Consider the following 24,881-nt stretch of genomic DNA (forward strand, 5'->3'; position numbering starts at 1 on the left):
CGGGTTAGTTCGTTTAACCGCGTGGGCATCGCCCCGCGCGTTTCGCCCCGCATGGACGCGCGGGGCGATGCCCACGCGGTTAAACGGTTTAGAAACCCTTCACGGCGTTGGCTTCCGTCCCGCCGAGACTGCTCACCAACGTTCCGATCGTGGAGCGATCAACGAATCCTTGCACTCATCTGTTCGACGTCACTCGGCAAGATTCAAGTCACCAAGCTTACGCTACTTCGGCCAACCTTTTTCTAGGACTTGCTTCATCGCAGCGAGGGTTTCTTTGCTGACGTGATGCTCGATGCCCTCGCTGTCGATCGCGGCAGCACGGTCGCTGACGCCCAGTTTTTTCAGAAACGCCTCGACGACTTCGTGTCGTTGACGAGCCTTGGTTGCCAGACGACGCCCGGCGGGTGTCAATTCAATCGGTTGATACGGTTCGGTGTTGACGAACCCGTCACGCTGCAACCGCGACACCGTATTGCTGACCGTTGCGTGGGTCACACCAAATAGTGAGACCAAATCCGCCGCACGACAGGAACCACTGCGCTCAATCGCGTCCGCGATCGCCTCAACATAGTCCTCCGCCACCTCGCTAGCGTGATCGTGACGGATTCGACGGTGGCGAGTTGTCTTCATGGGGTCAATTGCCAGCCGAAAAAGGGAATAAGGGGCACGAGAAAGCTGCAGATCGATCTTTAAAATAACAACCTGACGTGCCGGTGGAATCCCCTTGACGGCGATCCCTGAATCGAGCATAATTTCGATTGTTAGCTGAGGCTAAGTTTTGAGCCTCAGTTTTGCTGCGACCAAACAGTTAGCCGAGACTAACTTCAGGGCATTTCCTTCCAAAGGTTTAACCTAGTGATTTTGCGAAAACGTTTCCGTTCTAAACGAGCTTTCACCTTAGTGGAATTGTTGGTGGTGATTGCGATCATCGGTGTTTTGGTGGGGCTTTTGCTGCCCGCGGTCCAGGCAGCTCGCGAAGCCGCCCGGCGAATGTCGTGCAGTAACAATTTGCGCCAAGTCGGTTTGGCGGCACAAAACTATCATTCTGCATTCAAGCAATTTCCGGCTGGCTACCAGTCGTTTGCGACTCGCGATGGTTCGGCACCGCCAACGGTTCGCATGGACCCAATCACCTGGGACGCCGGACCGGGTTGGGGTTGGGCGGCAGGGTTGTTGCCATTTGCCGAAGCGACGTCGGTCACCGATGCGATCCGATTCGACCGGCCAATTTGGGATCCCATCAATCAAGCAGCGATCGAGTCGGCGGTGCCGATGTTTCTGTGCCCCAGCACGACCGGCGGCGACGACGCGTTCACTGTCCAAGACGCGGCGGGACAGCCGCTGGTGATTGACGGCCAAACGATCAGGCTCGGACGCACCCACTACGTTGCCAGCCACGGCCAGGAAAGTTGTTGGGGTGAATGTGGAGCGGCAGCCACCGGAGAAGTCTTCACCAACATTTACACTTCGGCAACACAAATCATCCCTATTAATGGTGATGCGGGACAGGTTGCCGATGGACCGTTTTTTCGCAATTCACGAACTCGAATGCGAGACATTCTTGACGGCACAACAAATACGATTTTCTTTGGCGAACACAGCTCGGCGCTAAGCGACAAGACTTGGGTCGGCGTCGTTCCCAGCGCTTCGACTCATCCTCGATTCGAGTCTCCCGAAAATGGATCGGACGCCGCGGCAACGCTGACGTTGGTTCATGCTGGACCATCGGGCGGTGAACTCGATATCACAGGCAACCCAATCATTCACCCGATCAACTTTCCGACCTATCACGTTGGTCAAATGTTTTCGGAGCACCCAGGTGGTGGCATGGTCGCGATGGGCGATGGATCAGTTCGCTTTGTCACCAACTTTGTTGACCTGATATTGTGGGCCGAAATGTCCAGCATGAATGAGGGCGAAGTGATTGATTGGGAGCGTCTGTGATGAAGCCACTGATCGGAATCGGCGTCGTCTTGGGATTGATTTTGCTTTGGTGGTTTTGGCCTCAGAAAGACAAGATCAGTGACTCTGAGTACGAGGTCGCGATCGCGCTTTACCGCGTTTGCAATCAGGCCAACGACGAGGGACTCGCACGCATCGAGACGTTGATCGCCGATGCTGAGGGAGCTGAACCCGACAAAGAAGTTTCGCCGCTACGGTCGATTGTTGAAATGGCAAAACTGGGGCAGTGGAAAGACGCGGCAAGAGCTTGCCGAGAAATAATGGACAACCAAGTATCGATGCTGATAACGCCAATGACGTAGGGGTAGGCCGCAACGCCGTGAAGGGTTTCTGAACTGTTTAACCGCGTGGGCATCGCCCCGCGCGTAGTGCTGGCCCGAACGCGCGGGGCGATGCCCACGCGGCTAAACGAACTAACACGTTTTTTCCGGGACCAAATCTCTTCACGGCGTTGGGCAAAGCCCGCGCCGTTTAGGAACTGTCACGAAACAATTTTCGTATTTGGCGAAATCTTTCGTAGCTGATCCCGCCAGGGTTCAGTCGAATGGCGTCGACGCAAGCAAAATTGAGTGAGTTTCACAGAGCCTGCATTCCTGCTTCCGTCCCGGCTTGTCCGGGCGGGGCGTGCAAGTGGCAGCTACCTCTCGCGACCACGCGCTCGTTCACCCCACTCCCACGAATCGCCAGAGGCGATTCGTGGGAGTGGGGTGAAATTTGTTTTGGAATTCCGTTGTAGCTTCCAATTGTTATCCCCGCCGAGACAAGCTCGACGGAAGAAGGTTTCACGAATTGAATTCCTTAAGTCCACGCCATTCAGGGTTCAGTCGGGTGCAGCGAATGATGGACGGAACCCTGGCGGGTCCAGCCATGGGAAAACGGGGGACTTATCTCCGGACAGTTTGTTAACTGCGCCGGTGGGGTAAAACGGCCGACATTGGCTCGCACAAAATTCATCGGGCGACGACTCGCGGGGATCTCGGTAGACTAATCGCAAACGAAGCGGTAATGGTTCGCTTCGGATCAGTCACAAACTCTCCACGAACGAATCTTGTCACCGATGACACGACTTCTTGATTCCCGAATCGTTCCGATACTCTTGCCTGCGTTCATCGCTATCGGGTTTTCGCTGCTCGCTTTCACCGCGGCGGCTCAACAGTTGACGTTGACTCCGCCGCTTAGCGATTTGGGCGACGTGACCTTGGAAGACGTCGAAGCACAGCTCGCTGCGGTCGATGGTAATTCTGAGTTGGACGAGACTCAGAAAGCGTCTGCGAAGGAAATTTTGCTGAAGGCAAAAAAATCTTTGGAGGGCGCGAAGGCTGAAAGTGAAAAAGCAAAGCAATACAAATCTGACATCGCGTCGGTTCCTGAACAAACCAAACAGATTAACAACAAGATCGAAACGCTCGATCAGGTCGAAGTCCAAATTGACGAATCCGCATCCACTGATGCTTTGTCGCAACGCTTAACATCGGTGAAGGCGGAGCTACAGGATGCAACGGAGTATGCGGCGAAACTGGCAGGTGAGCCAACGTCGCGGCGGCCCCGGTTGGCCGAAATCCCTGGTTTGATCGCAGAGGTAAATCGAAATATCTCGAATGTCCAAGAGCAATTAAGTCAGCCGCCGCCCGCGAACGAATCGCCCGTCGAATCGACCACACGTAAGTTGTATTTGCAGGCACAAGCAAAAGAGCTCCGAGCGGCCGCAAATCGACTCGTTCAGGAACAGGCGTTCTATGTTGCCACGACTGAACTCGTTCCGTTGGAGCAAAAGCTGACCGAGGCAAAGGTTCAACGACTAAACCAAGAACTCAAACTGCTGCAGGAAGCGATCGTCGAGCGACAATCAAAGGAGGCTCGAGAAACGACAGAAGCACTCAAGAAGACGACCAGCGATGTTCCCGAGTCTTTGCGGGGACTCGCGAAAAGCAATCTTGAACTTGCTCAAAAACAAGCCGAGTTGATTTCGCAATCGACCCAGTCCAAGCAGTCGCTGGCCAACGTTCAAGCAGCGGTCGCCGAAGTGACAACGGAGCTGAAAACATCAAAAGCAAGAATGGATGCCGTCGGACTGACCGATGCTCTGGGGTTAATGTTTCGCAAGCGACGTCAAGACTTTGAAGAGCTTCGGTTTGAATTTCGGCCCAGCGATAGCCTCAAACAACAAATTCAAAAGTATCAAATCGACACGTTTCGGCTGGAAGACGAACTCAACACCATCAAACGAAACCTCGCCGATTCTCAATCTCCTTCGATTGACTGGGAATCGACCGAGATTCAATGGGACAAGTTGCCGGAAGCCGATGCGGAGTGGGTGCTTTTGAAGAAACGTCAAAAGCTGATCGAGGATACGACAAAGAAGCAAAACGAAGAACTGCAAACGTTGTTGAATAAAGAGGTTCAGCAATCCGAGTTGATGCGAGAAATTGATCAATACGATAACTTCGTTGACCGGCACCTGTTTTGGACGCGAAATGCTCCGGCGATTTCGTTTTCTGAGCTAAAAGTTGCCCCGCAAACGCTGGGATGGATCACCAATCCAGAAAACTGGCAAGCGGTTGGTCAGCAACTGCAACGAACCGCGATGCGAGGTCCGTTGGGCTGCCTGGCACTTGCGGTGGTATTGCTTGGGATCTGGTATGCACGTCCAAGTTTCCGGCGGACGATCATCAGCGAGGGCAAAGAGGCAAATCGATTTAGCGCTACTTTTGTTTCAACGATTCAAACACTTTCGGCATCCGTGGGCGCGTCGGCTGCTTGGCCGGCAACGTTTGGTTTCGTTGCCTTTCTTTGTCTTGCCAGTTCGTCCGGCAATCCATTCGTCAAAGGCATTGGACAAGGTCTGGCTGTCACCGCATTGTTTGTTGCGTCACGCACTTTCCTGAAAGAGATTTGCAGAGCCGATGGTTTGGCGGACGCACACTTTGGATGGAGCGAGCAGATCCGCGTACATCTTCGGCGTCACCTGCGTTGGTACACACTTTTGGGTGGCATCTCGCTGTTCTTTTTGGTGCTTTACAATCAACATCCTGACACGTTGATCCGTACCTTCACGACTCGCATCAGTTCCACGGCATTGTTCGTGATCACCGCAACGTTTCATCATTGCATTTTGGGGAACCGTAGTCCGCTGTTTCCAGAGGTCGTTAGAGTCAATCCCGATTCGTTCATCTATCGTTGGCGAAAACTGATTTGGGTCATCGCTGTCGGTGCGCCGTTGCTGTTCGGCTTGATGTCGCTTGCGGGTTACCTGGAAACGACCGTTCGCTTGGGACGCTCGCTGCAATCTAGCTTCTTTCTGCTCGTGTTCGTGGTCGTCGTGCTTGGGTTGCTTTCGCGTTGGCTAACACTTCACCGCCGTAACGTCGCACGTCAAAACGCAGCGGAACTTCGACAGCGTCGTTTGGCTTCTGTCACGGATTCGGACAACACCAGCGTTGCCAACGAGGCTGGCATTGTGTTGGAAGATGAAACGCAGATGGATTTGCCGACGCTTGACCATCAAACTCGACTAACCGCATTTGCGCTGGCGGCGATTATCGGTTTCTTTGGATTGGCTTTTATCTGGAGCGACCTGGTACCTGCGCTGGATTACTTAGATGAAATCACGGTGAAGACGATAGGGACCGGTGAGGATGTGGAGATCATCACGTTGAAAGACTTGGTCTATGTTTTCCTAACCGTGGCAGCCGTCTTTTTTGCCGTTCGCAATCTGCCCAGCATGTTGGAACTGCTCGTGCTAAGCCGCACCAAGATTGACGGCGGTGCTCGCTACGCGATTTCAACGTTGTTGCGATACGTTCTGATCATCGTCGGTGCGTTGGTGGTCTTGGACTTGCTGAGCCTTCCCTATAATCAACTCGGCTGGTTGGTCGCAGCGGCATCGGTGGGCCTGGGTTTCGGGCTGCAAGAAATCGTCGCCAACTTTGTTTCAGGAATCATTTTATTGCTGGAACGTCCGGTCCGCGTCGGTGATGTTGTCACGATCGATGGAACTACGGGGATCGTTTCGCGGATTCAGATGCGAGCGACAACGGTAACGAATTGGGATCGCAAGGAATTGGTAATTCCCAACAAAGATCTGATCACTCAAAAGCTGCTCAACTGGTCGCTATCCAACGTGGTCAATCGATTGACCATTGAAGTCGGCGTCGCCTACGGCACCGACCCAAATCAAGTGCGGCAGATACTCAGCGACGTCGTGACGAGTCATCCGGATGTCTTACAGGACCCACCGCCGCTGATCAATTTCGAGACTTTCGGCGATAGCTCATTAAACTTTGTCGTTCGATTCTTTTTGCCAAAATTGGATAACCGAATCGAGGTGACGCATCAGGTGAATACCGCGATCGCAGAGGCGTTTGCCAAGGCAGATATCTCGATCCCATTCCCGCAGCGCGACGTTCATTTCGTCAAGCCACCGGCCTGATCTCGGCCTGTCAATTGAATCGAAATCTCAGCGGTAATGGTGAGCCGCTGGCCGTAAGGCACTCTTTGAGTTCACTCTTTTTTTGAGCTCCCCCTTTTTGAGTTCCCCCTTTTTGAGTTCCCCCTTTTGAGTTCCCCCTCTTTGAGTTCACAGCGCAGTGCGGTAAGCCCGGCCGCTCACGAGAACGTCCAGCTTAGAACCTTAGCACGCCGACCGGGCCAGGCTCATCCAGTCCCGGAGAGGCTGTGATTTTTTGTAAACGACGGAAAACATGGTGTCTGAGATTTCTGTTTTGTTGCCAAAGATCACGATCGAAAGCAATCTCAAGAGCGAGAGCCGTAGTTTTGAATCGAATATTTTTCGTTCGCTTGCACATCATTTTAAAAAATCACATCCTCGGAGGGACGAAAGCTCGGTGCCGGGTGCGAAGCACCCGGAAACAATGCAACAAACAACCCTCTGAGCCTCGATCGATCGGCGGCAAAGCCGCCGATCGATCGAGGCTCAGACAAACATGGGGCGGCATGATCCGGGTGCTACGCACCCGGCAAAGGGCTGTCACCGCTCCGCGGCTAAGTTGGCTGGTTTTGCGAAGCATTCATGGGCCCAGCTACGAGAGAGCTTGCCAAATTCGGAACTTGATTCAGGACAGTTCCTAAGCGGAATCACGCGTTTGAGAGTTTGGTTTTCCGTCTTATCAGCAGTGGAGTTAGCTCATTTGCTGAGTATTCTAGAGGCTTCGATCGCCAATCCCATTCGGACTTAGTTGAATGTTGTTACGAAGCTTTCTAGCCCTGTTTATTTTCTGCCTCTGCGTTGATCTAGGTTCCTGTCCTGCACAAGAACGGATCGTGGGTGACGTTCCATTACCAGAGAACTTGGCACCCGAGACTTCGGTCGAAAAAAGGCAGGTCACGACGGCCGATTTTTCGCGTGTTCAACAACAAGTCAATCGGTTTGTGAAGAAGCACGGAGCTGAAAAAGTCCTGCTGGTGGTCGACATCGATAACACTTTGTTGGCGATGAACCAGGACCTGGGAAGTGATCAATGGTTTAGCTGGCAAGAGAGTTTGCTGGAAAACGATCCGGCAAACAAAGACCTCGTTGCCGACACGTTCGAGGAACTATTGCGTGCCCAGGGAATGCTTTTTGCGCTCAGCGAGATGCACCCGCCCGAGCCCGATCTTCCCGCAATGCTAAAGCAGATCCAGGCGTCCGACGTCACCACCATTGTCTTAACGTCGCGCGGACCTGAGTTTCGCGATGCTGCCCAGCGAGAACTAGGCCGAAACGGTTACGACTTTTCACTGAACAATTTGTCGATTCGCGAACAACGCGGCAACTTCAAACCTTACGACTTTCAGCGACCTGACAAACATGGTCTGTCGATCGAAATCATCGCGGCGCTTGGAATCAAACCTCGCGATGTCACCTATGCCAACGGTATCTACATGACGTCCGGGCAACACAAAGGTTACATGCTGAAGACGCTGCTAGCGCGGACGACCAACAAAGTAGATACCGATGATTTCAAGGCGATCGTGTTTGCCGACGATCACCCCAAGCATGTTGTCGGCATGCAAGAGGCGTTTGAGGACGATGAAATCGACGTCGCAACGTTTCGATATTCGCGAGAAGATGGAAACGTTGCGAATTTCAATCAGTCGTCAAAGCAGCACGCCGCCTACGACTGGAAACGCCTGCACGAATTCATCGGACGCGTCCTGGTCCGATAAAAGAATTGAGCCAACTCGCCGCTGGCTCGCTGGTTCTGAAAACCGGTTCTAAAAACCCTTGTACGGGTGCGCCGCGGAGTCTTTCTTCTCCAGCATTTCATCGACGGTCGGGCTATTGCCAACCGCTGACTTCAAGGCTTCCAAGGTGGCTTCGTAGTTGTATTTGTAGATCTTTTCATCGTCTTCGGCTTCGGGGTGAATGAAGACGCCACAAACGCAAACCAGTTCTTCGCACTGATCTTTTGGAATGATCCCGGTGCTGACCGCGTCGGCAACCGCTTTGGCAACGGCGGCTTGGGCGGGCCCAAACATCTGGACGGCTTGCCGCATTCCCTTAATCGTGACCTTGGTGATCATCACCGTCGATGGTTTCACGGCCAAGTTGGGCTCAAGGACCGCCAGCAAATTGGTGTGTCCTTCGCTTTGATTTGCCAAAGCGTTGGCGAATGCGGTTCCAACGGGACCGTTCTTGCTGCCCAACATCAAATCGATGTGAGCGATTTCGTTTCCGTCGCCAACCAGTGCTTCGCCGATATGGAAGTGCATTTGTGATTCCTCGTTAATTTCAAAAATCAGTTGTTTGCGAAAATCAGATAGAGTTTTGGGGTGTCTGCGAGAAAGTGAACCTAACAAACGCACCACCCGACACAAGCACCCAAATCCATCGCCGCCCAGTCCAAAATCCCAAAACTGAAACCGTGAATCGATCTCTTCCCGTTGTCGTGGTCGGCGTCTCAGCACGTTCAGCCGCCCAATCGCTTGCTCGCAGTCAAATTCGCTGCGTTACGATCGATCAGTTTGGTGACCAAGACACATTGCGATCCGCACAAATCAGCCACGTGGTGCAAGCCGATCAGCAATTGGCCGAGACACTAAAACAGTATCCAACCCACCCTGTCGTGTGCGTTGGCCAATGGCCAGGAATGATCGAAACAATTCAGCAAAGCGATACCCAACCGCTGATCGATGCAAAAACTTGGCGGACGGCCAGCAGTTTTAACCACTTGGAAATCGCGGCGATGAAAGCTGGATTAGCCGTTCCGTTCACCAGTACGACACGACCCAGTGGAAAAACCTCATCCACGATTCTTCAAAAGCAAACCATTCATTCGGGCGGACTGGGCATCCGCTGGAATCGTCTAGCGAGTCTCAGCGCAACCGACAATGTCGTCTACCAACAATGGATTCCCGGAAGATCCTACGGCGCAACTTTTCTGGGCAGTGATCGCGGCGTGCAATTGCTGGGAATTTGCCGAAATTTGTTTCGACGGATTGCCGACTTTCCGTTTGTTTACAAAGGCTCTGTTGGCCCGACCGACAACATTGAACTAAAATCCCAGGCAAAGCTCTTGGTTGCAGCGGAGACGATCGTGCTGGAATCAGGGCTGCGTGGCGTCTTCAGTCTAGACTTCATTCAATCGGCCGGCGGCAAAATTTCATTGCTAGAAATCAATCCGCGATGGAGTGCATCGTCGGAGATCATCGAACGCTCGCTGACGCAGACCGGTGCAATCCATTCGTCACAAAGCCTGATGCAAATTTCGATCGATGCCATGCAGGGCAAGCGTGTGGCAACGCTGAAGCAAAAATCCGTAATCTCCAGCCCGTGGATCAAACGAATCATCTACGCGAAGCACCCGATGTATTTCAACGACAAGAAAGCAATCGATGTCGCGAAAGAAGTCGGATCGCTTCACGACATTCCAGCCGATGATTGCCTGACGGATTCACAGCACCCAGTTTGCACATTGATCGCCAAGACGGATCCAGCGAAGACAAGCTGGTGGTCGATCTACCGCAACGCTATCCACGATTTGCGAACCCAGCCGTGAAAGCACGTCGAACGCTGGACCGTTAAGCTCCGGCGACTTCGGCTGCTTTGTAAACCACGCTTGCTCGTCGGAATCCGATTCGTTCGTAAAACCGTATCGCGGCGGTGTTGTCCGTCGTGACTTCCAGGTGCATGCCCTTCAAGCCGGCTTCGTAGAACCCTTTCGCTGCGCGCGTGAGCAACAAAGCACCTAGGCCTCGGTTTCGGTGGTTAGGATCGATGCCGATATTTTGGATCGCTCCCCAACCTTCGCATTCAATTCCTTGAATGGTTCCCACCGGCGTGACCGTTCCCGCTTCCAAATCTTTGAAACGGCACAACCATGTTGCTTCCGGTACAAAAGAATGTCGCCCGGCGATCTCTTTCATCAATCGCAAACAACCATCGCGATCTCCCAAGCACGGGAAAACGTTGGAGTCCAATTCGTAGCGAAAACTCTGGTACTTCGCAGCCGCGTGTTCGCGTATCAGGCCTTCGTGGAATGGGACAAATTCGTACCCCAAAGGCACCGTCTTGGCAATCGATTCGATCCTGCTAACCGCTGAATCAACGTCCGCGGCACCGTGATCGTCCCCATCAGAATCCGACCATTCGTCCAGTCGGTATTCCATGCGAAATCGTTTGAAGTAGGTCATTCCCATGACTCAATAATAACACACGAATCGCAGGAAAGTCGTATTGCGGCAGTAAAACAGGGTGATGGTGATGCCGATCAATGCGGTTTAACCTGGGGAGGTAACCCATGACGCCCAACACAACCACAAATTTGACGATGTCCGCGCACCACCGAGTATCGCTAGCGACCGGCAAGCTGGACCAGGATCTCGCGGGCCCAACGGCAGACGTCTCCGATGGTGTTTTTCCGCCAATTTGTGTCAGCGCGTACGTATTGACCGGTCCCACTGCTTCTGGGAAGAGCCGCCTCGCGATCGACTGGGCACGTCAGATCGGTGGCGAAATTTTGTCGCTCGATTCGATCGCGGTTTACCGGCACATGGACATCGGGTCGGCAAAGCCAAGCTCGGATGAACAGGCGTCGGTGCCACACCACCTAATCGATCTGGTCAATCCCAACGAAGAATTCAGTGTGGCCTGCTACTTGCAAGCAGCACATCGATTGGTCGCGGAGATCCGAGGCCGTGGAAAAACGCCGATCTTTGTCGGCGGAACGCCCATGTACTTGAAGGCGATCCTGCGAGGTTTTGACCCTGGCCCGCCTGCCGATCCGGTTTTCCGAAACGCGGCCGAGGAAGACTTGGATCGCTACGGCATCGAAGCGTTGTACGCACGTCTTCAGCAAGTCGATCCACTGGCTGCTCATCGAATTCAGCCCACCGATTCCCGGCGGATGATTCGCGCGTTGGAAGTCGCTCACTTGACCGGTATTCCGATCAGTCATCGCCAAGTGCAGTTCGAGAAAGCGGCAACCACCGATCATCGCAACGTCTTTGCGTTGGCTTGGGAACGAAGCGAGTTGCACCAAAGAATAGAAACTCGCGTGAATCAGATGTTCGAATCAGGCTTGGTCGATGAAGTGCAATCGATCCTCGACCAATTCGGTTCAATCTCCAAAACCGCGGCCCAGGGCGTTGGGTACCGAGAAGTCCTGGAACACCTCGACGGAAAATGGACGCTCGACCAATGCATCGAACAGGTCGTCTTCCACACGCGCCGACTAGCCCGTCGCCAAGAAACCTGGTTCCGTTCGCTCGACGAAATCAAACGAATCGAAATGAATCAGACAGTGTCTGCCCAAGCCGCACTCAGCCAGATGGAGCACTGATGTAGGCCGGAACAAACGCAGTGCAGTTCCGGCAGTTCAACATCAATGCAACTGCCGGAACTGCACTGCGATTGTTCCGGCCTACTTTTTACGTCACCAAGCCCTTTGTCACCGTCATAAAGACGTCTTCAAGCGTGGGGTCGCGATCGTTGAACGACTTCATGCGCACACCCGCCTTGATCATTTCTTCCATCAATTCGGCCAGCCCTTCGTCATCGGTTTCCAATTCAGCGACGACAGCGGTTGGCGTATTTTCGACGCTTCGCAAATGTGGGCTGCTTCTCAAAATTGACATGCCGGCTTCTTCGCCAGAGAAAAACTGAATCTCAACGATGCGATTTTGACGGATCTGGTTGTAGACGCTCTCGATCGGACCGTGCATCAACAATTGGCCTCGTTCAATGATGCCGATCGAAGTGCAGCAATCGGCAAGCTCAGTCAAAATGTGGCTACTGATCAAAATGGTCTTTCCCATTTTGCGAAGCTCTTTCAGCAACGCCTTCACCTCGACCCGAGCCCGCGGATCCAGACCGCTGGCGGGTTCATCCAGGATCAGTACCGGCGGATCGTGAACCAGCGTTTTGGCCAAGCACAATCGTTGTTTCATGCCGCGCGACAGACCGTTGACGAAGTCGTTGCGTTTGTGAGTGAGGTCAAGCAACTCCAGCACGTTGTCGATAATCTGCTTTCGCTGAGTCCGACCGATTCGGTAGGCCACCGCAAAGAAATCCAGAAATTCCCAGACCCGCATTCCGTCATACACGCCGAAGTTGTCCGGCATATAACCGATCGCTTGGCGTACTCCGACCGGGTCACCCATCACATCACAATTTGCCACCACGCCGCTGCCACGCGACGCCCGCAACAAAGTCGCCAGGAACCGAATCGTTGTGCTTTTACCGGCTCCGTTGGGTCCGATAAAGCCAAACGTTTCGCCCGCATCGATCTGCAAATCGATGCTATCGACTGCGGTAAAATCGCCGTAGTCTTTTCCGAATCCAGTCAGCGTGATCATGGGCTTTCATCTTTCAGCGTGGTGACTTTTCGGAATTCAGACAACAGATTCTCATCGACTTCACTTTTCGGTAACGTCGCATGCTTTAAGTTTACCAAGACGATCGTCTGAGCAAGCTGCTGGTTCGTCGTCGGCTCAATGCTGAAGCCGCCGATCGGACCATCGACTCGCCCCACCAAACGAGTCGTCCCGTTGGCGATGATTCCAGGCGAAGCAAGCTGCTGAATCAGCGACGCGGTTTGCATCGGCAAATCAGACGAGACCGACACCGAATCGGCCGGTCGAAATCGCGGCTTGGTTGTCGAACCGCCCACGCACCCGCCCAGGTTCGCAATCTGTGTCCGGCCGTCATCGTCTTTGCGGACCAAGTAAGCGTCCAGTAAGTCGATGGATGAATCGTTGACCAGCAGCTCGCTATCGGTTTCACCTTGGGTTTGGCGAAGACTGATTCCGCCACCGATATCGATCATTTGCTCGGCGTGGATCAAGCGAATTTGATTACTGTCGATCGCGACGCCAGCAAGCGTGGGGCCCTCGTCGTAGGAAGACCTGAACGTGGTTCCATCCGGTGCATCCATTTGTTTTCGGTTGCCGCTGGAAACCACATCGATTGGAACTCCGCAACCGTCAATCGTTTTGAAGTTTGCGTCATAGGTGCTGGAGAGCGAATTGTAAATCGCGATGACGCGCGTCAGGTGGCCACGTTGGTAACCGGGTTGTAGTTCCAACATCGCGATCTCGGTTTGGCTGCGGGCAAAGCCAATGTCCAAACGTGCCGCGCGAGCCACCCAGATCGCACCGGCAATTGCAATCACGGGCACGGCCAGCCAAGCGTATTCCAATCGCCCCAGCAAACGGAAAACCAAGTAGTTCACTGGCACCAATAGAAACAGATAAATCCCCAGCGATCGAACCACCAAACTGGACTTGGGAATTTCGATCCCCGATTCGCTGCGCAAGACGTCGCGAAACGACTTCACCAGATCACTGTTGTCGGTCCAACCCGACAATCCCGTGATGGGGCTGATGGCAAACGGTTCGCGAAGCTGCTGCTCATTTTTTGGCGTTTTCTTAAGCGATGCATCGCGGCTGAAAATGCGAAGCCCAGAATTGGTCGCTGCGGTTGCGCTGCCGCGTGCGTTCTCTTGAACTGAGTTTGAATAGAGTTGTCGAATCGGTTCTGAATCGCTTTCCCGAACGTAGGTTCGTTTAGGGCGACCCAAAATCCCCGCGTTGATAAAGCTGTCGTACGAATTCCAATCAGCGATCCAATCACTGGTGATGTCGAAACGTGGCTGAGTAATCTGTCCACGACCGATGCGTCGTGTCAGCACTAGTTTGCCCGATTCTGGCAAAGGTTCCGCGTCGGACGCCAACGTGCCATCGACCGCCACGCGACCGCTTTGACTGCGAACCAGCGCGGTTTGTTTTTCAGTCGAGCGGTCTGACTTGACCTGCCATCCGCTTAACAATTCCACCGCGGCTTCCGAATCCAATTCGATGTTACTGGTCGGTTTTAGCGGCAACCAGGAACCAAGCACCGTATTGGCAACTTGATCCGAACCGGCTGCTCCGTTGACGACCAGTCGCCCGCCAAACTGAATCCAATCGCTCATCGCGGTCATTTGATCCGGCGTCAACGCGTCGGCGGACAAGTCATCCCACAACACGACCGCGGTGCTGGTCCAATCCAACATCGTTTCAGGAATCGGCAGCACATCGTCGGTGGGCGGAATCACGATCCGATAGTTGATCAAATCGGTGCTGAGCGGATCGAGTTCAAATGCGTCTTGGTCGTAGTAGTGTCGCACCCAATCGCCCTGTTTCAACTTCGCGAATCGCTCGGGGCGTTCAGTCAGGATGACAAAGAAGTATTCCTGCGATCGCATCATGCGAAACGGTTGCGATCCAGCATCAAAGAACACCGATTGACCGGCCGACGAGAACTGGCTGGTTAGAAAGCAAGTTTTCTGTTCGGCCCCGGTTGGGATCGGCGGCAACAGTCGATAATCAAACCGCCGACGCTGTCCCTTGGGCATCACAATCGGACGGATGCTTGGCACGCTGCCGACCGATCGGGTTTCCAGACCGCTGCGAAGCGAGATGCCGCGCGAACCACAAACGCTGGTTAGTTCGCCGCGTGCATCAACCTTGTTACTCTGCAAAGTTTGCGAAGCACTGGTCCAATGCCCAGGCTTGATCGCGTTGCCTGATTGGTTACCGTCCGCCGGGAAAGGTTGAGGTGGTCGAGCGGTGAAGTCCTGTTTGGGAGCTTCATCTTTTTCGAGTTGCTTTTTTCTTTCCTCGGCATCATCACGCCGACATCCCTCGCACCCAACAATCATGGGTACGCAGAGTATCGCGAACAGAAAAAGGGCTCGAGGCATTTGGCTTTGGGCATTTGAAAAAAGCGAACCGCTAAAAGCTAGTCGCTTCTCTCACCATCCCATCACCATGTTGGACTCGATCGCGCGGCGGGCATTTTCCAGATCGCTGCCGGTTTCCATTCGATACAAACGGATGGCGTTGACCTTGTCGCCAGCACTGCGGCTCAAGCAATCGCGAGCCGTCATGCAGGGATCAAGGTTTTTGGTGGTCAGCCCGAGTACGCCTTTGCTGATCACCCAAGTGTCACGAGGTCGGCGGGTCAGACGCACGACTTCGTCTTGCGGATAGGCGTCCGCCACCACTTCGAGGGCGGCGTCGTCATCATCGGCCCAGGTGATGATGATATGAGATTCGGTTTCAACTTCGAACAGTGGCATCAGAGCGGCTCCCCTTTTAATCAAACGACCAGATCAATCAAACAGCCAGATCGATCAAACGATCGGGCAACCCGATGATCGCGAGACCGTTATGATAACGCCCGGATGACCGAAAGGAAACGGAAAGGAAACCAGTTACCTCGCAAACCGCGATTCAAATTCTCGAAACCCTAAACCTTCAAACCGGTTCCGCGTAAACACAGAAATCCGAAGAAGACCGAGCAAGCCGAAACGATGCCCCACTGGGTGACGTTCATGGTCGAGAAATAGCGGGTCAATTCGCCCAGGGCGTCTTGAAACCAACCGGTCAACGAGAAAGCAAGGATGTCAAGAATCATGATCGGGCCTGAGCCGGTGTGGCGGGTAAAGGGTGAATGAAAAACTTATTCAAAACGTTGCTGTTGAAACCGTTCAAAAATCGAACGAAATCGGAACACACGTGGTTTTCCACCCAAAAGCTAGGTCGCCACCGAGCCCCGCGAGGCGTCCAACACGCCGGAAATCAGGACTGGAACCAGTCAATCGTCAGCAAAACCATCACGAGCGGTACAACCAGACTGTAAGAATACAATTCCCGCCTACCAAAGCCCCAAAGCCTGCTTGCGAAGGTCGGTCATGGCGATATAATCCGCACTCGCACAGCGGAAAGCACCGTCTGTTTCCCAGGCAATGCTTCCCGAAAGGCGCGGTAGCTCAATTGGTTAGAGCCCCGGACTGTCGATCCGGAGGTTGCGGGTTCGAGTCCCGTCCGCGTCGCTTCACTTTCAAGCCCGGTTTTGCCGGGCTTTTCTTTTGCGCTGGCGTCAGCGCGGAACGCTCTTTCCAAGCGGTCAAAACCGGTGCAGCACCGGTTTTGGTGACGCCGTAGCCAAACGTGGGGTTTTGCCGACGGCTTCCCGTTTCGTGGTGTCCAGGTGCATCGGTTGCCGATGCTTCCTATCTCTGGTGAGAGGGACACTACGCAGGAGCGCATTGTGTCCGTGAAGAATCCGAAGTATCGAAAGAAGAAACGAAAGTCCGGTCCCTACGCCGTCGTCGAGATTGCTGGGAAGGAATACTACCTGGGAAAATACAACAGCAAAGCAAGCCGCGAAAAGTACGGTCGGCTTGTTGGTGAATGGATGATGACGGGCCGCGTTGCGTTGCCGTTCAGCACCCCCGAAACGCCGCTGGTGATGAATCAAGTTTTCCTAGCTTTCATCCGTCACGCAAAAACGCACTACCGGAAGGAAGGGGAACAGACCAGCGAATATGAATCCATGCGGCGAATCATCAAAGATGCCCGGACGCGATACGGCAGCGCGACGGTTAGCGACTTTGGGCCGCTCGCGTTTCGATCCGTGCGTCAAATTTGGATCGACCGGGGTTTGACTCGGCAAGGAATCAACAAAAACGCGGGCCGATTGAAACACATACTCAACTGGGCAGTTTCGATGGAATTGTTCCCAGTTGATCGAGCCGAAGCTATCGCTAGAGTTTCGCAGCTTCAAGAATACCGCGTCGACGGGGTCGAAGAGTCCGACGAAGTGACGTTAGTTTCACTGGAAGTCGTTCACGCCACGATTCCGAATATGACGCGGACGCTAGCCGACATGGTACGGGTTCAGTTGCTGAGTAGTTGCCGCCCCGGTGAAGTTTGCAAATTGACGCCGGGCGCGATTGATCGAAGCGGTGACGTTTGGGAATACGAAGTTGAGCATCACAAAATGAGAGGCAAGAAGGGTCGCGAACGGTCCAAGAAAATCGTTTACTTCGGCCCCGAAGCCCAAACAATTTTGCTGCCCTATCTCGACCGTCCCGATAGCGAACCGCTGTTTTCCCCAGCGGAACATACCGCTCAGCTTCGCGAAGCGAGAACGAAGAACCGAGCGACGCCCGCTAGTTGTGGCAACCGTGTGGGGACGAACCGACAACGCAAACCGAAGAAACGACCGGGCAAGCGTTGGGGCAGCAAAGCCTATGGTAAAGCGGTTAAAAACGTCGCTTGTCGGACGTTCGAAATGCCGGAGGGTCTATCGGACGATGAACGCAAGAAGTTTGCCTACGATCATCACTGGACGCCGAACCGACTACGGCACACTCAGGCAACGGTGATCCGTCAGAAGTTTGGCCCCGAAGCCGCGCAAGTCATCTTGGGGCACAAGTCGATAAAGACGACGGAAACCTACGCCGAACGTGACGCCGAAAAAGCCCGCGAAGTCGCCCGCCGCGTCGGCTAGCAACCAAGCGAAAATAGTTCATCCTCGACGCGCGATAGTTCCCTATCGCGGTCGAGCCGTGCAAGTGTGACCGGTCCCGCTTTGGTGTCGGGATCGCCGCCCGCTTTCGCTACCGCGATACGATCGAAAAACGCAACCAATGCGGCGCGACTTGTTCGGTAGCAACCCATCGCGAAACTACAATCGAGTCGGACGCCAGCAATCCCGCGTTTTCGCCACTTGTGAACGGTCCCAAGGTGGGGACGTTCACCGGTTAGCTCTTCGACCACGTCGGGAACATCCGACATTCTCAACAATGCTGGTTCCATCGTTTGCAGTTCCGTTTGATCGCTTGCAAGATCGGCAAGCGGTGTAGGTTAAAATAGCGCCGCCGCCCGTAGACGACGACGCTTTCGGCAAAATGCCGAATCCGATTTGTTAGAAGACCGGGACGGGATACCCGTCGGCATGAATCGGGCACCCGGTCCCGCCCCGGTCACAATGTCTTCGCCGCGTTTTTGCGTTGGCGGTCGCCGCGAACGGTTTTGACGGCTTCGGTGATTCCCGCGCCGATCTCTAGCAGTATGTCGGGATCGGTTACGCCGTGATGCTCAAGCGTCGTCGCGACGACAACGCCGATTCGTTCGGCAATCGCTACTAGGTCGTCTAGGTTCAGATAGTGCGCCGACCGCAACCGCCTTTGCTCTTCGGCTTTTGTTAGGCTTGCGATTGTGCGCATTAACTGGGCAGCTAGCCCGGGGGAATTTTGGTCGATCGCTTGGTTTGTCATCAATCGACAAAGCGCTATCTCGTGTTCCAAGTTGGTCGGTTCGGTTGTCGACCGTAGCTCTTCGACCCTCTGATTGCTTTCGGCGTTTGCAAGTTTCCAGGCGTCGCCGCTGTTGATTAGTTGCATCCGATAGCCCTTCGATTAGTCGGTTTGTAAAATCAAGAATCAAGTTGTGATTGCAAACCACGGATTTGCTCCTCAATCTGTAGACGTTTAATCTGGTCGCGTTCGGCTACCGCGTATTCGTGATCCTCGATCATGCCGCGCGTTAGTTCAAGGTCGCCGACCTTCGCGGTTTCGTGGATGAAGTTGACCGCCTGCCATTCTGTTTCATCGGCTTCGGGGTTCCATCGCGCCGCCTCGACAAGTCCCGCCGACTTTTCGACTAGCTCTACCCGTTCGGGGTCCGCGTGGAACGCTTCAACCCGCTTTTGTAGTTCGGTCGTCGTCGCGGTTTCGTCGGCTTTGCGTTGCAACATCTGTTCGTAGCTTTCCGGTTTGTTCGCCCGACGGTACGCGAGCAACTTTTCGTAGATGTTGGTCGGTTCGTCGCTTGACCCCGGAACCAGGGAAACGACTTTTCGCGTTTCGTCGCGAATCCGTTCCCGACCCGACCGGGTATCGACCCGGTCAGCTAGAGACCCTTTGCGAAAGTCGTTTTCAGTGAGCGGACGCCCCGCCATCGCTTCGGCTTCGGCCATCGCTTTAGCTTCCGATGCCTCGGCATGGTGGCGGTTGTCGTAACGACGCCGCGTGAACGTCGAGTAGAAATTGTCGTCTTGATTGTTTTGGATTAGCAAAGTTGTCTCCATTTGGTTTTGTCGGTTTGTTCGCACCCATAGCCGCGTAATTTCTTGCCGAGCGCCGCAGGTGTCGCGACGGCGTCGCGGTCGATTAGCTGGACCGCGTCGAATAGTTCTTTCGCCGTAAACTCGGTCCCCATCGTCGCCGCGATAGCGTCGCCGATGGGGTCATAAATGGCGTCGTCAAAAACGTCGGTTCGCAACGCGGGAAGGGTCAGCCGATGGGATGATTCGATAGCCGGGGTGTCGAGCAAGAATCCCAAGTATTGGGGCAGCTCTTCGGTTAGTCGGGCCGTGATGGTTTCGCGATCGATTTGGTTCTCTTTTGCAATCGCGGGAACCCGCCAAGCCGTCACGCGAGTATCGCCGCGAAAGATCGGCAGAGCGTCGACGTTATTTGTCGTTTGTATCCAATGGGAATAGTTCGGGACCGCGTAGCCGTCCGAATACAAACGGCGGATAACGATCTCTTTCCCCGTGATGAATTTTTTTAGTCGATCGTAGGCGGTCCCACTCGCCCCGATGTTGGTTTCTTCAATCACGCAAAGTATCGCGCCTTCCATCGAAGCGTTAAAGCCCGACGATGACCGTAGGGCTTCGTCGATCTCCGCATATCCGCCCCGCATACATAGGGCGGTCGATTCGTGAAAAGCCGACTTGCCGCCCTCTTGAGGCCCAACGATGCCAAGATAGGGCAGCGGTTTATCGGGCCGTTGAAACAAGCAACGCACCCAGGCTATCAAGTAGTCTGGACCGGTTTGGATTCCTAAGGCTTTGCAATCGGTCGACGCCGCTACCGCTTCGTCCAGTGGCGCGCCGCAATGATCTAGGATCATTGCGAACGTCGGGCAATCGTCCAGGGTTCCCGCTTGGGGTTCGGTGGCAAACTGCGCCGCGTGCATCGCGTGGACCCGGTGCCCGCCAGGGTATTCGCCTTTGAACGGGACATGCGAATATGACCACGGGCGGTTAGTCGCCCGACGGACGTGATATTCCGCGTCTAAGCCGTAGTCGGTCAGCGAATCTATTAGCTCTTGGCGTGTCCCGTGACGTAGGACGCCGTCGCGGTCAAAGTAGACGTGATCGGTGTTTTTGATTCCGTCGCGTTTGTAAATACGCGCGGTGAAGTCGGTGTTTTCCGGTGCGGTCGGGTCGTCGATGAAGCGCACCCACTTTCGACCGTCGACGCCCCATAGCCGGGGCGGTTCGCCGTCGCCCGCTTTGGTCGATAGCCGTAGTTTGCGTTTGCGTTTCTTGCGCTCGATTGTGACGCCGGACGCTATCGGCGACGGTTCGGCGTTCAACGCTTCCAAGAACGCGGGTAGGGTTCCGCTTGGCGCGAAGTAGCCGTTTTCGGTTTGGACGCACCCGGCATAGTGCGCCGCTTTGTCGATGTCGGCGGCGACACCGAAGCGGCATCGGGTCCAACCGTTCGCCGATGTCGTCCAATACCCGACCGCTTCGGTGCATCCCTTGCCGAACCGGACCACGGACCAGCCGCCCCCGCGAATCGGCCATATCATCACGTTCGGTTGATCGGGCCGCGTTCCCGGCGATATCGTCTTGAAAATGCCGGGCTTGTTTCGTTCCCGGTGGAGCGCGGCTAGCTTTACGGTGTGGGTTTTCGCGCAACCGTCGGAGTCGATCGACGCACCCAAGAACGCTAGGTCGTCGCGTTGCTCTTCGGTCAATTCGACCGACCCGAAGATTGCCGATAGTTCGGCGTTTGATTCGGTCGGGGGCCAGTCGCCTACGTCGACGGTTTCGGTTGCTGGGCTTAGCAGTGCCATAGCCATAGATTTCCCCCCGCTACGTCGATGAATTTGGTAAGCCCCGCGTCGACCGATTCGACGACGTGGGCGGCTAGTTGGGTTAGTTGTGGTTTGGGAACGTCAACGAAGGGATTAAGCCGGATGATTCCGTGTAGGCCATCACCGCTAGTTGATTCGTATAGGTCGATAGCGGGATTCTTTGCCATGCGGTCGCGTAGCGCCGCTATGGTTGCGGCATCGAAGCCGCCGCCGTGGCTATCGCCGTCGATGTCGATCCCGATCCACTCCGCGCGGCCGGTCACGAAGTTGTAGCCCGTGCATCCGATGCGCTGGATGTCGTCGCCGTCGTACCACATCTCAGGGCGGGGCGTCTTCGCGTTTGCCCACTGGCATTTGCCGTCGTTGGTACGGATGCACGTTTCTAGGTTTTTGTGCCAGTACCGCGTTTTCGGTTCTTGGTCGGCTTCGCAAATTTCGCCGACCCACTCAGTTAGGATCATGTTTTTCCCCTCTACATATAGAGGTGATCGAGAGGGCGACTTAGGAAACGTAATCCAGGATTTTCCTGAGATTTGTTTCAGCGCGGTTGATCCGGTTTCGGGCTTGGCGTTCCGTGACGCCGAGCGTTTGGGCAACCGATCGACCGTACCGCAACGCTTCGACGACGACGCGGTCAGCGTCGTCCAGTTCTTCCAAAGCATCCCAAGGGGTGGCGCGTTCATTGCCGTCCGGGATGTTTGCGAACGTGTCGCGTTTCTCTTCGTCGGTCGCGTCTAGCGATTCGCACCGAACCGCCGCTAGTTTTTGGTAGTTCCGGGCAATACCCCGGACGCGGCGAAAGATCCCGTCGGAGTACGCGCCGTGTCCTAGCTCCCACTTCGGAATCGTCCGGAACGATGGTTCGTCGTCCAGGTGTCCGGGGGCTTCGATAACTAGATCGGGGAAACGGTCGGCAGGGTGAATCCGCTTATCGTCGCGTTTCTTGTTTAGTCGTTCGGCGACATACCCGATGGCATCGCCGCTGATGGTGTGAGCCGTCGCCGCTAGTAGATATGGGATGGCTTCGGAATCTCCGGCCCGACGGGCTTCGTCTATCGCTTCGACGAAGTGGGGCACCGCTAGTAGACCGGTCGGCTTACGTTCAAAGGTGGTCAGGTTCGGCCAACGGAGCGGGCCGTATAGGCCAGCGCTTACCGCCTCTTTCAAGGCTTCCACGGGCCGCATGGCGGGCCGCAGGGCTTCGGCGACTATGTCACCCGCGATTATCTCGCGAAGTTGATAGGCGACGGTCAGATATTCGTAGGCATCGTTGACGCCTTCGTTTTCGGCTAGGTCTAGTTCGTAGTGACGCACGGGCGCGGTTCTCCATTCGCGGAATAGCTTGGTAACTTTCCCGATGGATCGGCGCGCAGCGTTCCTAGTCTTTTGTCGCTTGATTGTTCATCGGCACAATCGGAGCGATGGGGCAAGCAAAATTTCAAGAAAAACGGGTTAGGCGGGCAGCTTGGCGGGCAGAGGGGAGCAGAATCGGGCAGCTTTTGACCTGCCCGCCGTCAAAAATACCGTAAAAACCGGGGTCAAACGCCCTTCGGGCGGGCAGGGTGAGCAGTTTTCTATAACTTGTGTGGAAAATGAAAAATGAAAAATGAAGAGAGGGGAGAGAAGTAGAGAACCCTAGAAGAGTTGTCGAAACCTGCCCGCCCTGCCCGCCAAAACACGGTTTCACCCCGTAAAACACGGGAAAAACGACGGCGGGCAGCCTTTTTCCTGCCCGATTCTGCCCGCATCCCGCCCGCCGTTGCCATGCCCGGCACCACGTCGGAACAGCGAAAAACGCCTTGTTAGCGCGCGAAGATTTGGTCACACGGCGCGTCAAAATAAGACCAACCGTTAAGATCGAAAAAACCGTCAATAGCGTCATAAATGGTCGTCCGATCGACGCCGACCGCCGACGCTGCAGCGCGTACCGACGGGAAGCTAACGCGGTCGTCGCCACGAACGGCAATCACGGGCCGCGTTGCGGGTATCTCGATCATCGACGAAACGCCCGCCAACGCTTTCAATCGCATACGGCGAACCGATCGGCAAGCCGACCGCGCCATTGAAGAGAACGGAACGTAGCGCCACGATAGCGGGGGCGGTTCGTCCAGCGAACGTAGCCAAAGGAAAAGCGGGTTGCCGACCATGAACCGCCGATCCCAAGCGCGTATCCACGGCTTACCGTCGCCGTAGCCGACGAAACGGGGTTCACAAGTTACGGAGTCGATGAATTCAAATACCTGGGACATAGCTTGTTAAATTTAGGGTAACGCCCGGCGCAACCGGACGCGAAGTGAAAAACGCCGTGAAAATCAGCGTCTAAAAAATTGATAGTTGGCGTTTTGAAAGTAGGTTTAGAGTAAACCCTATTCCTAACAAGAAACGCACCATGAAAAACAGAAACATCATTGCCGCCTATCTTCGATGCTCTTCCGACGACCAATCGACCGAAGCGCAGCGGGCAGACCTAGAACGCTACCTAGAACGCGAAGGATTCGACCTATCCCGCGTTCAATGGTTCATCGACGAAGGGACAACGGGCGACAATCTGGATCGGCCCGCGTTTGAAGAGCTAGACCGTCTAATAGCTAACGGCGCGGTCGCTACCGTCGTCGTTTGGAAACTCGATCGTCTAAGCCGTTCGATGATCGACGGGCTTACGACCGTCTCCAGGTGGCTTGAATCGGGGGTACGGTTCGTTTCGACGACTCAGGCTTTCGACTTTCGCGGGACGATCGGCAAAATGGTTGCCGCGCTATGCTTCGGCTTCGCGGAGATTGAACAACAAAGCCGACGTGAACGCCAAGCCGTCGGGATTCAACACGCGAAAGCAAACGGAACCTACAAAGGTCGGGCGAAGGGAGCAACGAAAGCGGGCGTCGATCCGTCGCGGGCGAAAGAGCTACGGTCAAAGGGTTTGACGTTTAGGGAAATAGCCGCCGCGCTTGGCGTGTCGGCACCCACGGCGCGTTCCTACTGTATGGCCTAACGCTTCGCGGGGCTTCATTCCCGCAACACGAACGGCCCGTAGCGTCGAAGCTACGGCCCGCCGTCGCGTATCTCTTTCGCGGTCGCTGTTCTTTTCGACCGCCGACCGGCCCCCGGCCCGCCGATCATCGGCCCGCTTCCCCTTCGATGCTGGTTCATCGGGCGTCGAATTGACGCCGAAACGACGTTTTCGGGACCACCGCAAACCCGCCTAGCTTCGTCGGTATCGACCGATCGGCGTTGCCCGATTCATTCCCCGCGTTTCCTCAAACGAAGCGACGCGGGGCCGGGGGTGGGTCAAAATCGGGCCGCGCAACCGGCATAGTATAGCGCGCGCCTCTATAGCTCTTTTGTCGGTGGTTGCGCCGACGAAAAACCTACTGCCGCGTCAGTATCGGTTCGCGTAGATCGAAAAGCGTATTGCACGCTTGGACGATCAGCGCCGCCGCGTACCCTTTGCTGGTTACCGTTTCGGCAAGCGGCCGACCGAAAGCGCCGTTCGTAAGTGTTCCTTCGTCGTTCCAAAACACTTGGCGTAGAAGCCGATTCGATTCAATCACTTGCAGTTCACCGCAAAGCGAACCAGCCGAACCGCGTAACCGATAGACGCAGCGGAGCAACCGACCGCCGATCGAGATAACCAGGGTGTCGGCGTGTCGCTTGACACGGAACGCGCGTAACCCATGAACCGCGTTGATGACGTTTTTGAAAAGTTGGTCGGCTATGTTTTGATGCTTTGCGGCTACCGCCGCTACTTTGGTTTCCTTCAT

Annotated in this window: 24 protein-coding genes and 1 tRNA gene; 10 read left to right on the forward strand and 15 right to left on the reverse strand. The window is 54.9% G+C overall.

Features of this window, described 5'->3' with window-relative positions; all coding sequences use genetic code 11:
- Nucleotides 1-222 precede the first annotated feature (222 nt).
- Complete coding sequence (gene mntR, locus RC85_RS05425; protein WP_068259727.1) at nt 223-630, reverse strand: manganese-binding transcriptional regulator MntR; 408 nt, start codon at nt 628-630, stop codon at nt 223-225.
- Nucleotides 631-855: 225 nt separating this feature from the next.
- Here mntR and RC85_RS05430 point away from each other — a divergent pair, with 225 nt between their 5' ends.
- The 4 genes from RC85_RS05430 (at nt 856) to RC85_RS05450 (ending at nt 8,127) form a co-directional block, all read left to right on the forward strand.
- Nucleotides 856-1,944 (forward strand): DUF1559 domain-containing protein, encoded by a 1,089-nt coding sequence (locus RC85_RS05430; protein WP_235033310.1) that lies wholly within the window; start codon nt 856-858, stop codon nt 1,942-1,944.
- Nucleotides 1,944-2,264, forward strand: coding sequence for a hypothetical protein (locus RC85_RS05435; RefSeq protein WP_068259557.1), 321 nt, complete (start codon nt 1,944-1,946; stop codon nt 2,262-2,264). Before RC85_RS05430 ends, RC85_RS05435 begins: the two co-directional genes overlap by 1 nt.
- Nucleotides 2,265-3,019: 755 nt before the next feature.
- Nucleotides 3,020-6,391, forward strand: coding sequence for a mechanosensitive ion channel domain-containing protein (locus RC85_RS05440; protein WP_068259559.1), 3,372 nt, complete (start codon nt 3,020-3,022; stop codon nt 6,389-6,391).
- 851 nt (nt 6,392-7,242) lie between these two features.
- On the forward strand, nt 7,243-8,127 hold the full coding sequence (locus tag RC85_RS05450; RefSeq protein ID WP_160148222.1) for a DUF2608 domain-containing protein: 885 nt from the start codon (nt 7,243-7,245) through the stop codon (nt 8,125-8,127).
- Between the two features lie 48 nt (nt 8,128-8,175).
- On the opposite strand, the gene fae is transcribed toward RC85_RS05450, so the two are convergent.
- A complete protein-coding gene (gene fae, locus RC85_RS05455) occupies nt 8,176-8,673 on the reverse strand; it encodes a formaldehyde-activating enzyme (protein WP_068259568.1) in 498 nt (165 codons plus the stop codon).
- Nucleotides 8,674-8,825: 152 nt separating this feature from the next.
- Between fae and RC85_RS05460 the strand changes: the two genes are divergently transcribed.
- A complete protein-coding gene (locus RC85_RS05460; protein WP_149753012.1) occupies nt 8,826-9,959 on the forward strand; it encodes an ATP-grasp domain-containing protein in 1,134 nt (377 codons plus the stop codon).
- 22 nt (nt 9,960-9,981) lie between these two features.
- Here the strand turns inward: RC85_RS05460 and RC85_RS05465 are convergent, their stop codons facing one another.
- The gene (locus RC85_RS05465) at nt 9,982-10,593 is read right to left on the reverse strand and encodes a GNAT family N-acetyltransferase (protein WP_238383092.1); all 612 of its coding nucleotides are present in this window, start codon (nt 10,591-10,593) and stop codon (nt 9,982-9,984) included.
- A 107-nt stretch (nt 10,594-10,700) separates the two neighbouring features.
- On the opposite strand from RC85_RS05465, the gene miaA reads away from it, so the two are divergent.
- Nucleotides 10,701-11,741, forward strand: coding sequence for a tRNA (adenosine(37)-N6)-dimethylallyltransferase MiaA (gene miaA / locus RC85_RS05470; RefSeq protein WP_235033461.1), 1,041 nt, complete (start codon nt 10,701-10,703; stop codon nt 11,739-11,741).
- Nucleotides 11,742-11,829: 88 nt separating this feature from the next.
- Here the strand turns inward: miaA and RC85_RS05475 are convergent, their stop codons facing one another.
- The 4 genes from RC85_RS05475 to RC85_RS26620 all read right to left on the reverse strand — a co-directional run bounded on the left by RC85_RS05475 (nt 11,830) and on the right by RC85_RS26620 (nt 15,859).
- On the reverse strand, nt 11,830-12,756 hold the full coding sequence (locus RC85_RS05475) for an ABC transporter ATP-binding protein (protein ID WP_068259576.1): 927 nt from the start codon (nt 12,754-12,756) through the stop codon (nt 11,830-11,832).
- Nucleotides 12,753-15,101 (reverse strand): hypothetical protein, encoded by a 2,349-nt coding sequence (locus tag RC85_RS05480; protein WP_068259579.1) that lies wholly within the window; start codon nt 15,099-15,101, stop codon nt 12,753-12,755. The genes RC85_RS05475 and RC85_RS05480 overlap by 4 nt, the downstream gene beginning before the upstream one ends.
- Before the next feature lie 93 nt (nt 15,102-15,194).
- On the reverse strand, nt 15,195-15,521 hold the full coding sequence (locus tag RC85_RS05485) for a DUF6793 family protein (protein WP_068259581.1): 327 nt from the start codon (nt 15,519-15,521) through the stop codon (nt 15,195-15,197).
- Between the two features lie 170 nt (nt 15,522-15,691).
- A complete protein-coding gene (locus RC85_RS26620; RefSeq protein ID WP_157593884.1) occupies nt 15,692-15,859 on the reverse strand; it encodes a hypothetical protein in 168 nt (55 codons plus the stop codon).
- Between the two features lie 344 nt (nt 15,860-16,203).
- Between RC85_RS26620 and RC85_RS05495 the strand changes: the two genes are divergently transcribed.
- A tRNA-Asp gene (locus tag RC85_RS05495) sits at nt 16,204-16,277 on the forward strand.
- Nucleotides 16,278-16,495: 218 nt separating this feature from the next.
- Nucleotides 16,496-17,740, forward strand: coding sequence for a tyrosine-type recombinase/integrase (locus RC85_RS05500; protein ID WP_238383093.1), 1,245 nt, complete (start codon nt 16,496-16,498; stop codon nt 17,738-17,740).
- Here the strand turns inward: RC85_RS05500 and RC85_RS05505 are convergent.
- The 7 genes from RC85_RS05505 to RC85_RS26625 all read right to left on the reverse strand — a co-directional run bounded on the left by RC85_RS05505 (nt 17,737) and on the right by RC85_RS26625 (nt 23,005).
- Nucleotides 17,737-18,048 carry a hypothetical protein gene (locus RC85_RS05505; protein ID WP_068259590.1) on the reverse strand — a complete coding sequence of 104 codons (312 nt, stop codon included), beginning with the start codon at nt 18,046-18,048 and terminating at the stop codon, nt 17,737-17,739. The two genes, RC85_RS05500 and RC85_RS05505, sit on opposite strands and share 4 nt — an antisense overlap.
- A gap of 167 nt (nt 18,049-18,215) precedes the next feature.
- Nucleotides 18,216-18,635 carry a hypothetical protein gene (locus RC85_RS05510; RefSeq protein ID WP_068259592.1) on the reverse strand — a complete coding sequence of 140 codons (420 nt, stop codon included), beginning with the start codon at nt 18,633-18,635 and terminating at the stop codon, nt 18,216-18,218.
- 32 nt (nt 18,636-18,667) lie between these two features.
- Nucleotides 18,668-19,309, reverse strand: coding sequence for a hypothetical protein (locus RC85_RS05515; RefSeq protein ID WP_149753015.1), 642 nt, complete (start codon nt 19,307-19,309; stop codon nt 18,668-18,670).
- Entirely contained in the window at nt 19,303-21,102 is a 1,800-nt protein-coding gene (locus tag RC85_RS05520) for a DUF5906 domain-containing protein (protein ID WP_068259596.1), read from the reverse strand. Before RC85_RS05520 ends, RC85_RS05515 begins: the two co-directional genes overlap by 7 nt.
- Nucleotides 21,090-21,584, reverse strand: a complete 495-nt coding sequence (locus RC85_RS05525; RefSeq protein ID WP_068259598.1) for a hypothetical protein — start codon at nt 21,582-21,584, stop codon at nt 21,090-21,092. Before RC85_RS05525 ends, RC85_RS05520 begins: the two co-directional genes overlap by 13 nt.
- A gap of 40 nt (nt 21,585-21,624) precedes the next feature.
- Entirely contained in the window at nt 21,625-22,437 is an 813-nt protein-coding gene (locus RC85_RS05530; RefSeq protein WP_068259601.1) for an RNA polymerase sigma factor, read from the reverse strand.
- 124 nt (nt 22,438-22,561) lie between these two features.
- Nucleotides 22,562-23,005, reverse strand: coding sequence for a hypothetical protein (locus RC85_RS26625; protein WP_149753017.1), 444 nt, complete (start codon nt 23,003-23,005; stop codon nt 22,562-22,564).
- 2 nt (nt 23,006-23,007) lie between these two features.
- Here RC85_RS26625 and RC85_RS26630 point away from each other — a divergent pair, with 2 nt between their 5' ends.
- Both RC85_RS26630 and RC85_RS05540 read left to right on the forward strand, forming a co-directional pair.
- Nucleotides 23,008-23,205 (forward strand): hypothetical protein, encoded by a 198-nt coding sequence (locus RC85_RS26630; protein ID WP_149753018.1) that lies wholly within the window; start codon nt 23,008-23,010, stop codon nt 23,203-23,205.
- Nucleotides 23,206-23,512: 307 nt separating this feature from the next.
- Nucleotides 23,513-24,112, forward strand: a complete 600-nt coding sequence (locus RC85_RS05540) for a recombinase family protein (RefSeq protein WP_068259603.1) — start codon at nt 23,513-23,515, stop codon at nt 24,110-24,112.
- Nucleotides 24,113-24,488: 376 nt separating this feature from the next.
- Here the strand turns inward: RC85_RS05540 and RC85_RS05545 are convergent, their stop codons facing one another.
- The gene (locus RC85_RS05545; RefSeq protein WP_068259604.1) at nt 24,489-24,881 is read right to left on the reverse strand and encodes a hypothetical protein; all 393 of its coding nucleotides are present in this window, start codon (nt 24,879-24,881) and stop codon (nt 24,489-24,491) included.

This window comes from Rubripirellula obstinata (assembly GCF_001642955.1).
Classification (GTDB): Bacteria; Planctomycetota; Planctomycetia; order Pirellulales; family Pirellulaceae; genus Rubripirellula; species Rubripirellula obstinata.

Excerpts from the sequence above, each read along its gene's own strand:
- RC85_RS05465 (WP_238383092.1), bottom strand. The coding sequence starts at position 10,593 with ATGACCTACTTCAAACGATTTCGCATGGAATACCGACTGGACGAATGG.
- RC85_RS05510 (WP_068259592.1), bottom strand. The coding sequence starts at position 18,635 with ATGCAACTAATCAACAGCGGCGACGCCTGGAAACTTGCAAACGCCGAA.
- RC85_RS05440 (WP_068259559.1), top strand. The coding sequence starts at position 3,020 with ATGACACGACTTCTTGATTCCCGAATCGTTCCGATACTCTTGCCTGCG.
- RC85_RS05540 (WP_068259603.1), top strand. The coding sequence starts at position 23,513 with ATGAAAAACAGAAACATCATTGCCGCCTATCTTCGATGCTCTTCCGAC.
- RC85_RS26630 (WP_149753018.1), top strand. The coding sequence starts at position 23,008 with ATGGTCGTCCGATCGACGCCGACCGCCGACGCTGCAGCGCGTACCGAC.
- RC85_RS05545 (WP_068259604.1), bottom strand. The coding sequence starts at position 24,881 with ATGAAGGAAACCAAAGTAGCGGCGGTAGCCGCAAAGCATCAAAACATA.
- RC85_RS05435 (WP_068259557.1), top strand. The coding sequence starts at position 1,944 with ATGAAGCCACTGATCGGAATCGGCGTCGTCTTGGGATTGATTTTGCTT.
- RC85_RS26625 (WP_149753017.1), bottom strand. The coding sequence starts at position 23,005 with ATGACGCTATTGACGGTTTTTTCGATCTTAACGGTTGGTCTTATTTTG.
- mntR (WP_068259727.1), bottom strand. The coding sequence starts at position 630 with ATGAAGACAACTCGCCACCGTCGAATCCGTCACGATCACGCTAGCGAG.
- RC85_RS05520 (WP_068259596.1), bottom strand. The coding sequence starts at position 21,102 with ATGGCACTGCTAAGCCCAGCAACCGAAACCGTCGACGTAGGCGACTGG.
- RC85_RS26620 (WP_157593884.1), bottom strand. The coding sequence starts at position 15,859 with ATGATTCTTGACATCCTTGCTTTCTCGTTGACCGGTTGGTTTCAAGAC.
- RC85_RS05475 (WP_068259576.1), bottom strand. The coding sequence starts at position 12,756 with ATGATCACGCTGACTGGATTCGGAAAAGACTACGGCGATTTTACCGCA.
- RC85_RS05480 (WP_068259579.1), bottom strand. The coding sequence starts at position 15,101 with ATGATTGTTGGGTGCGAGGGATGTCGGCGTGATGATGCCGAGGAAAGA.
- RC85_RS05525 (WP_068259598.1), bottom strand. The coding sequence starts at position 21,584 with ATGATCCTAACTGAGTGGGTCGGCGAAATTTGCGAAGCCGACCAAGAA.
- miaA (WP_235033461.1), top strand. The coding sequence starts at position 10,701 with ATGACGCCCAACACAACCACAAATTTGACGATGTCCGCGCACCACCGA.
- RC85_RS05485 (WP_068259581.1), bottom strand. The coding sequence starts at position 15,521 with ATGCCACTGTTCGAAGTTGAAACCGAATCTCATATCATCATCACCTGG.
- fae (WP_068259568.1), bottom strand. The coding sequence starts at position 8,673 with ATGCACTTCCATATCGGCGAAGCACTGGTTGGCGACGGAAACGAAATC.
- RC85_RS05505 (WP_068259590.1), bottom strand. The coding sequence starts at position 18,048 with ATGGAACCAGCATTGTTGAGAATGTCGGATGTTCCCGACGTGGTCGAA.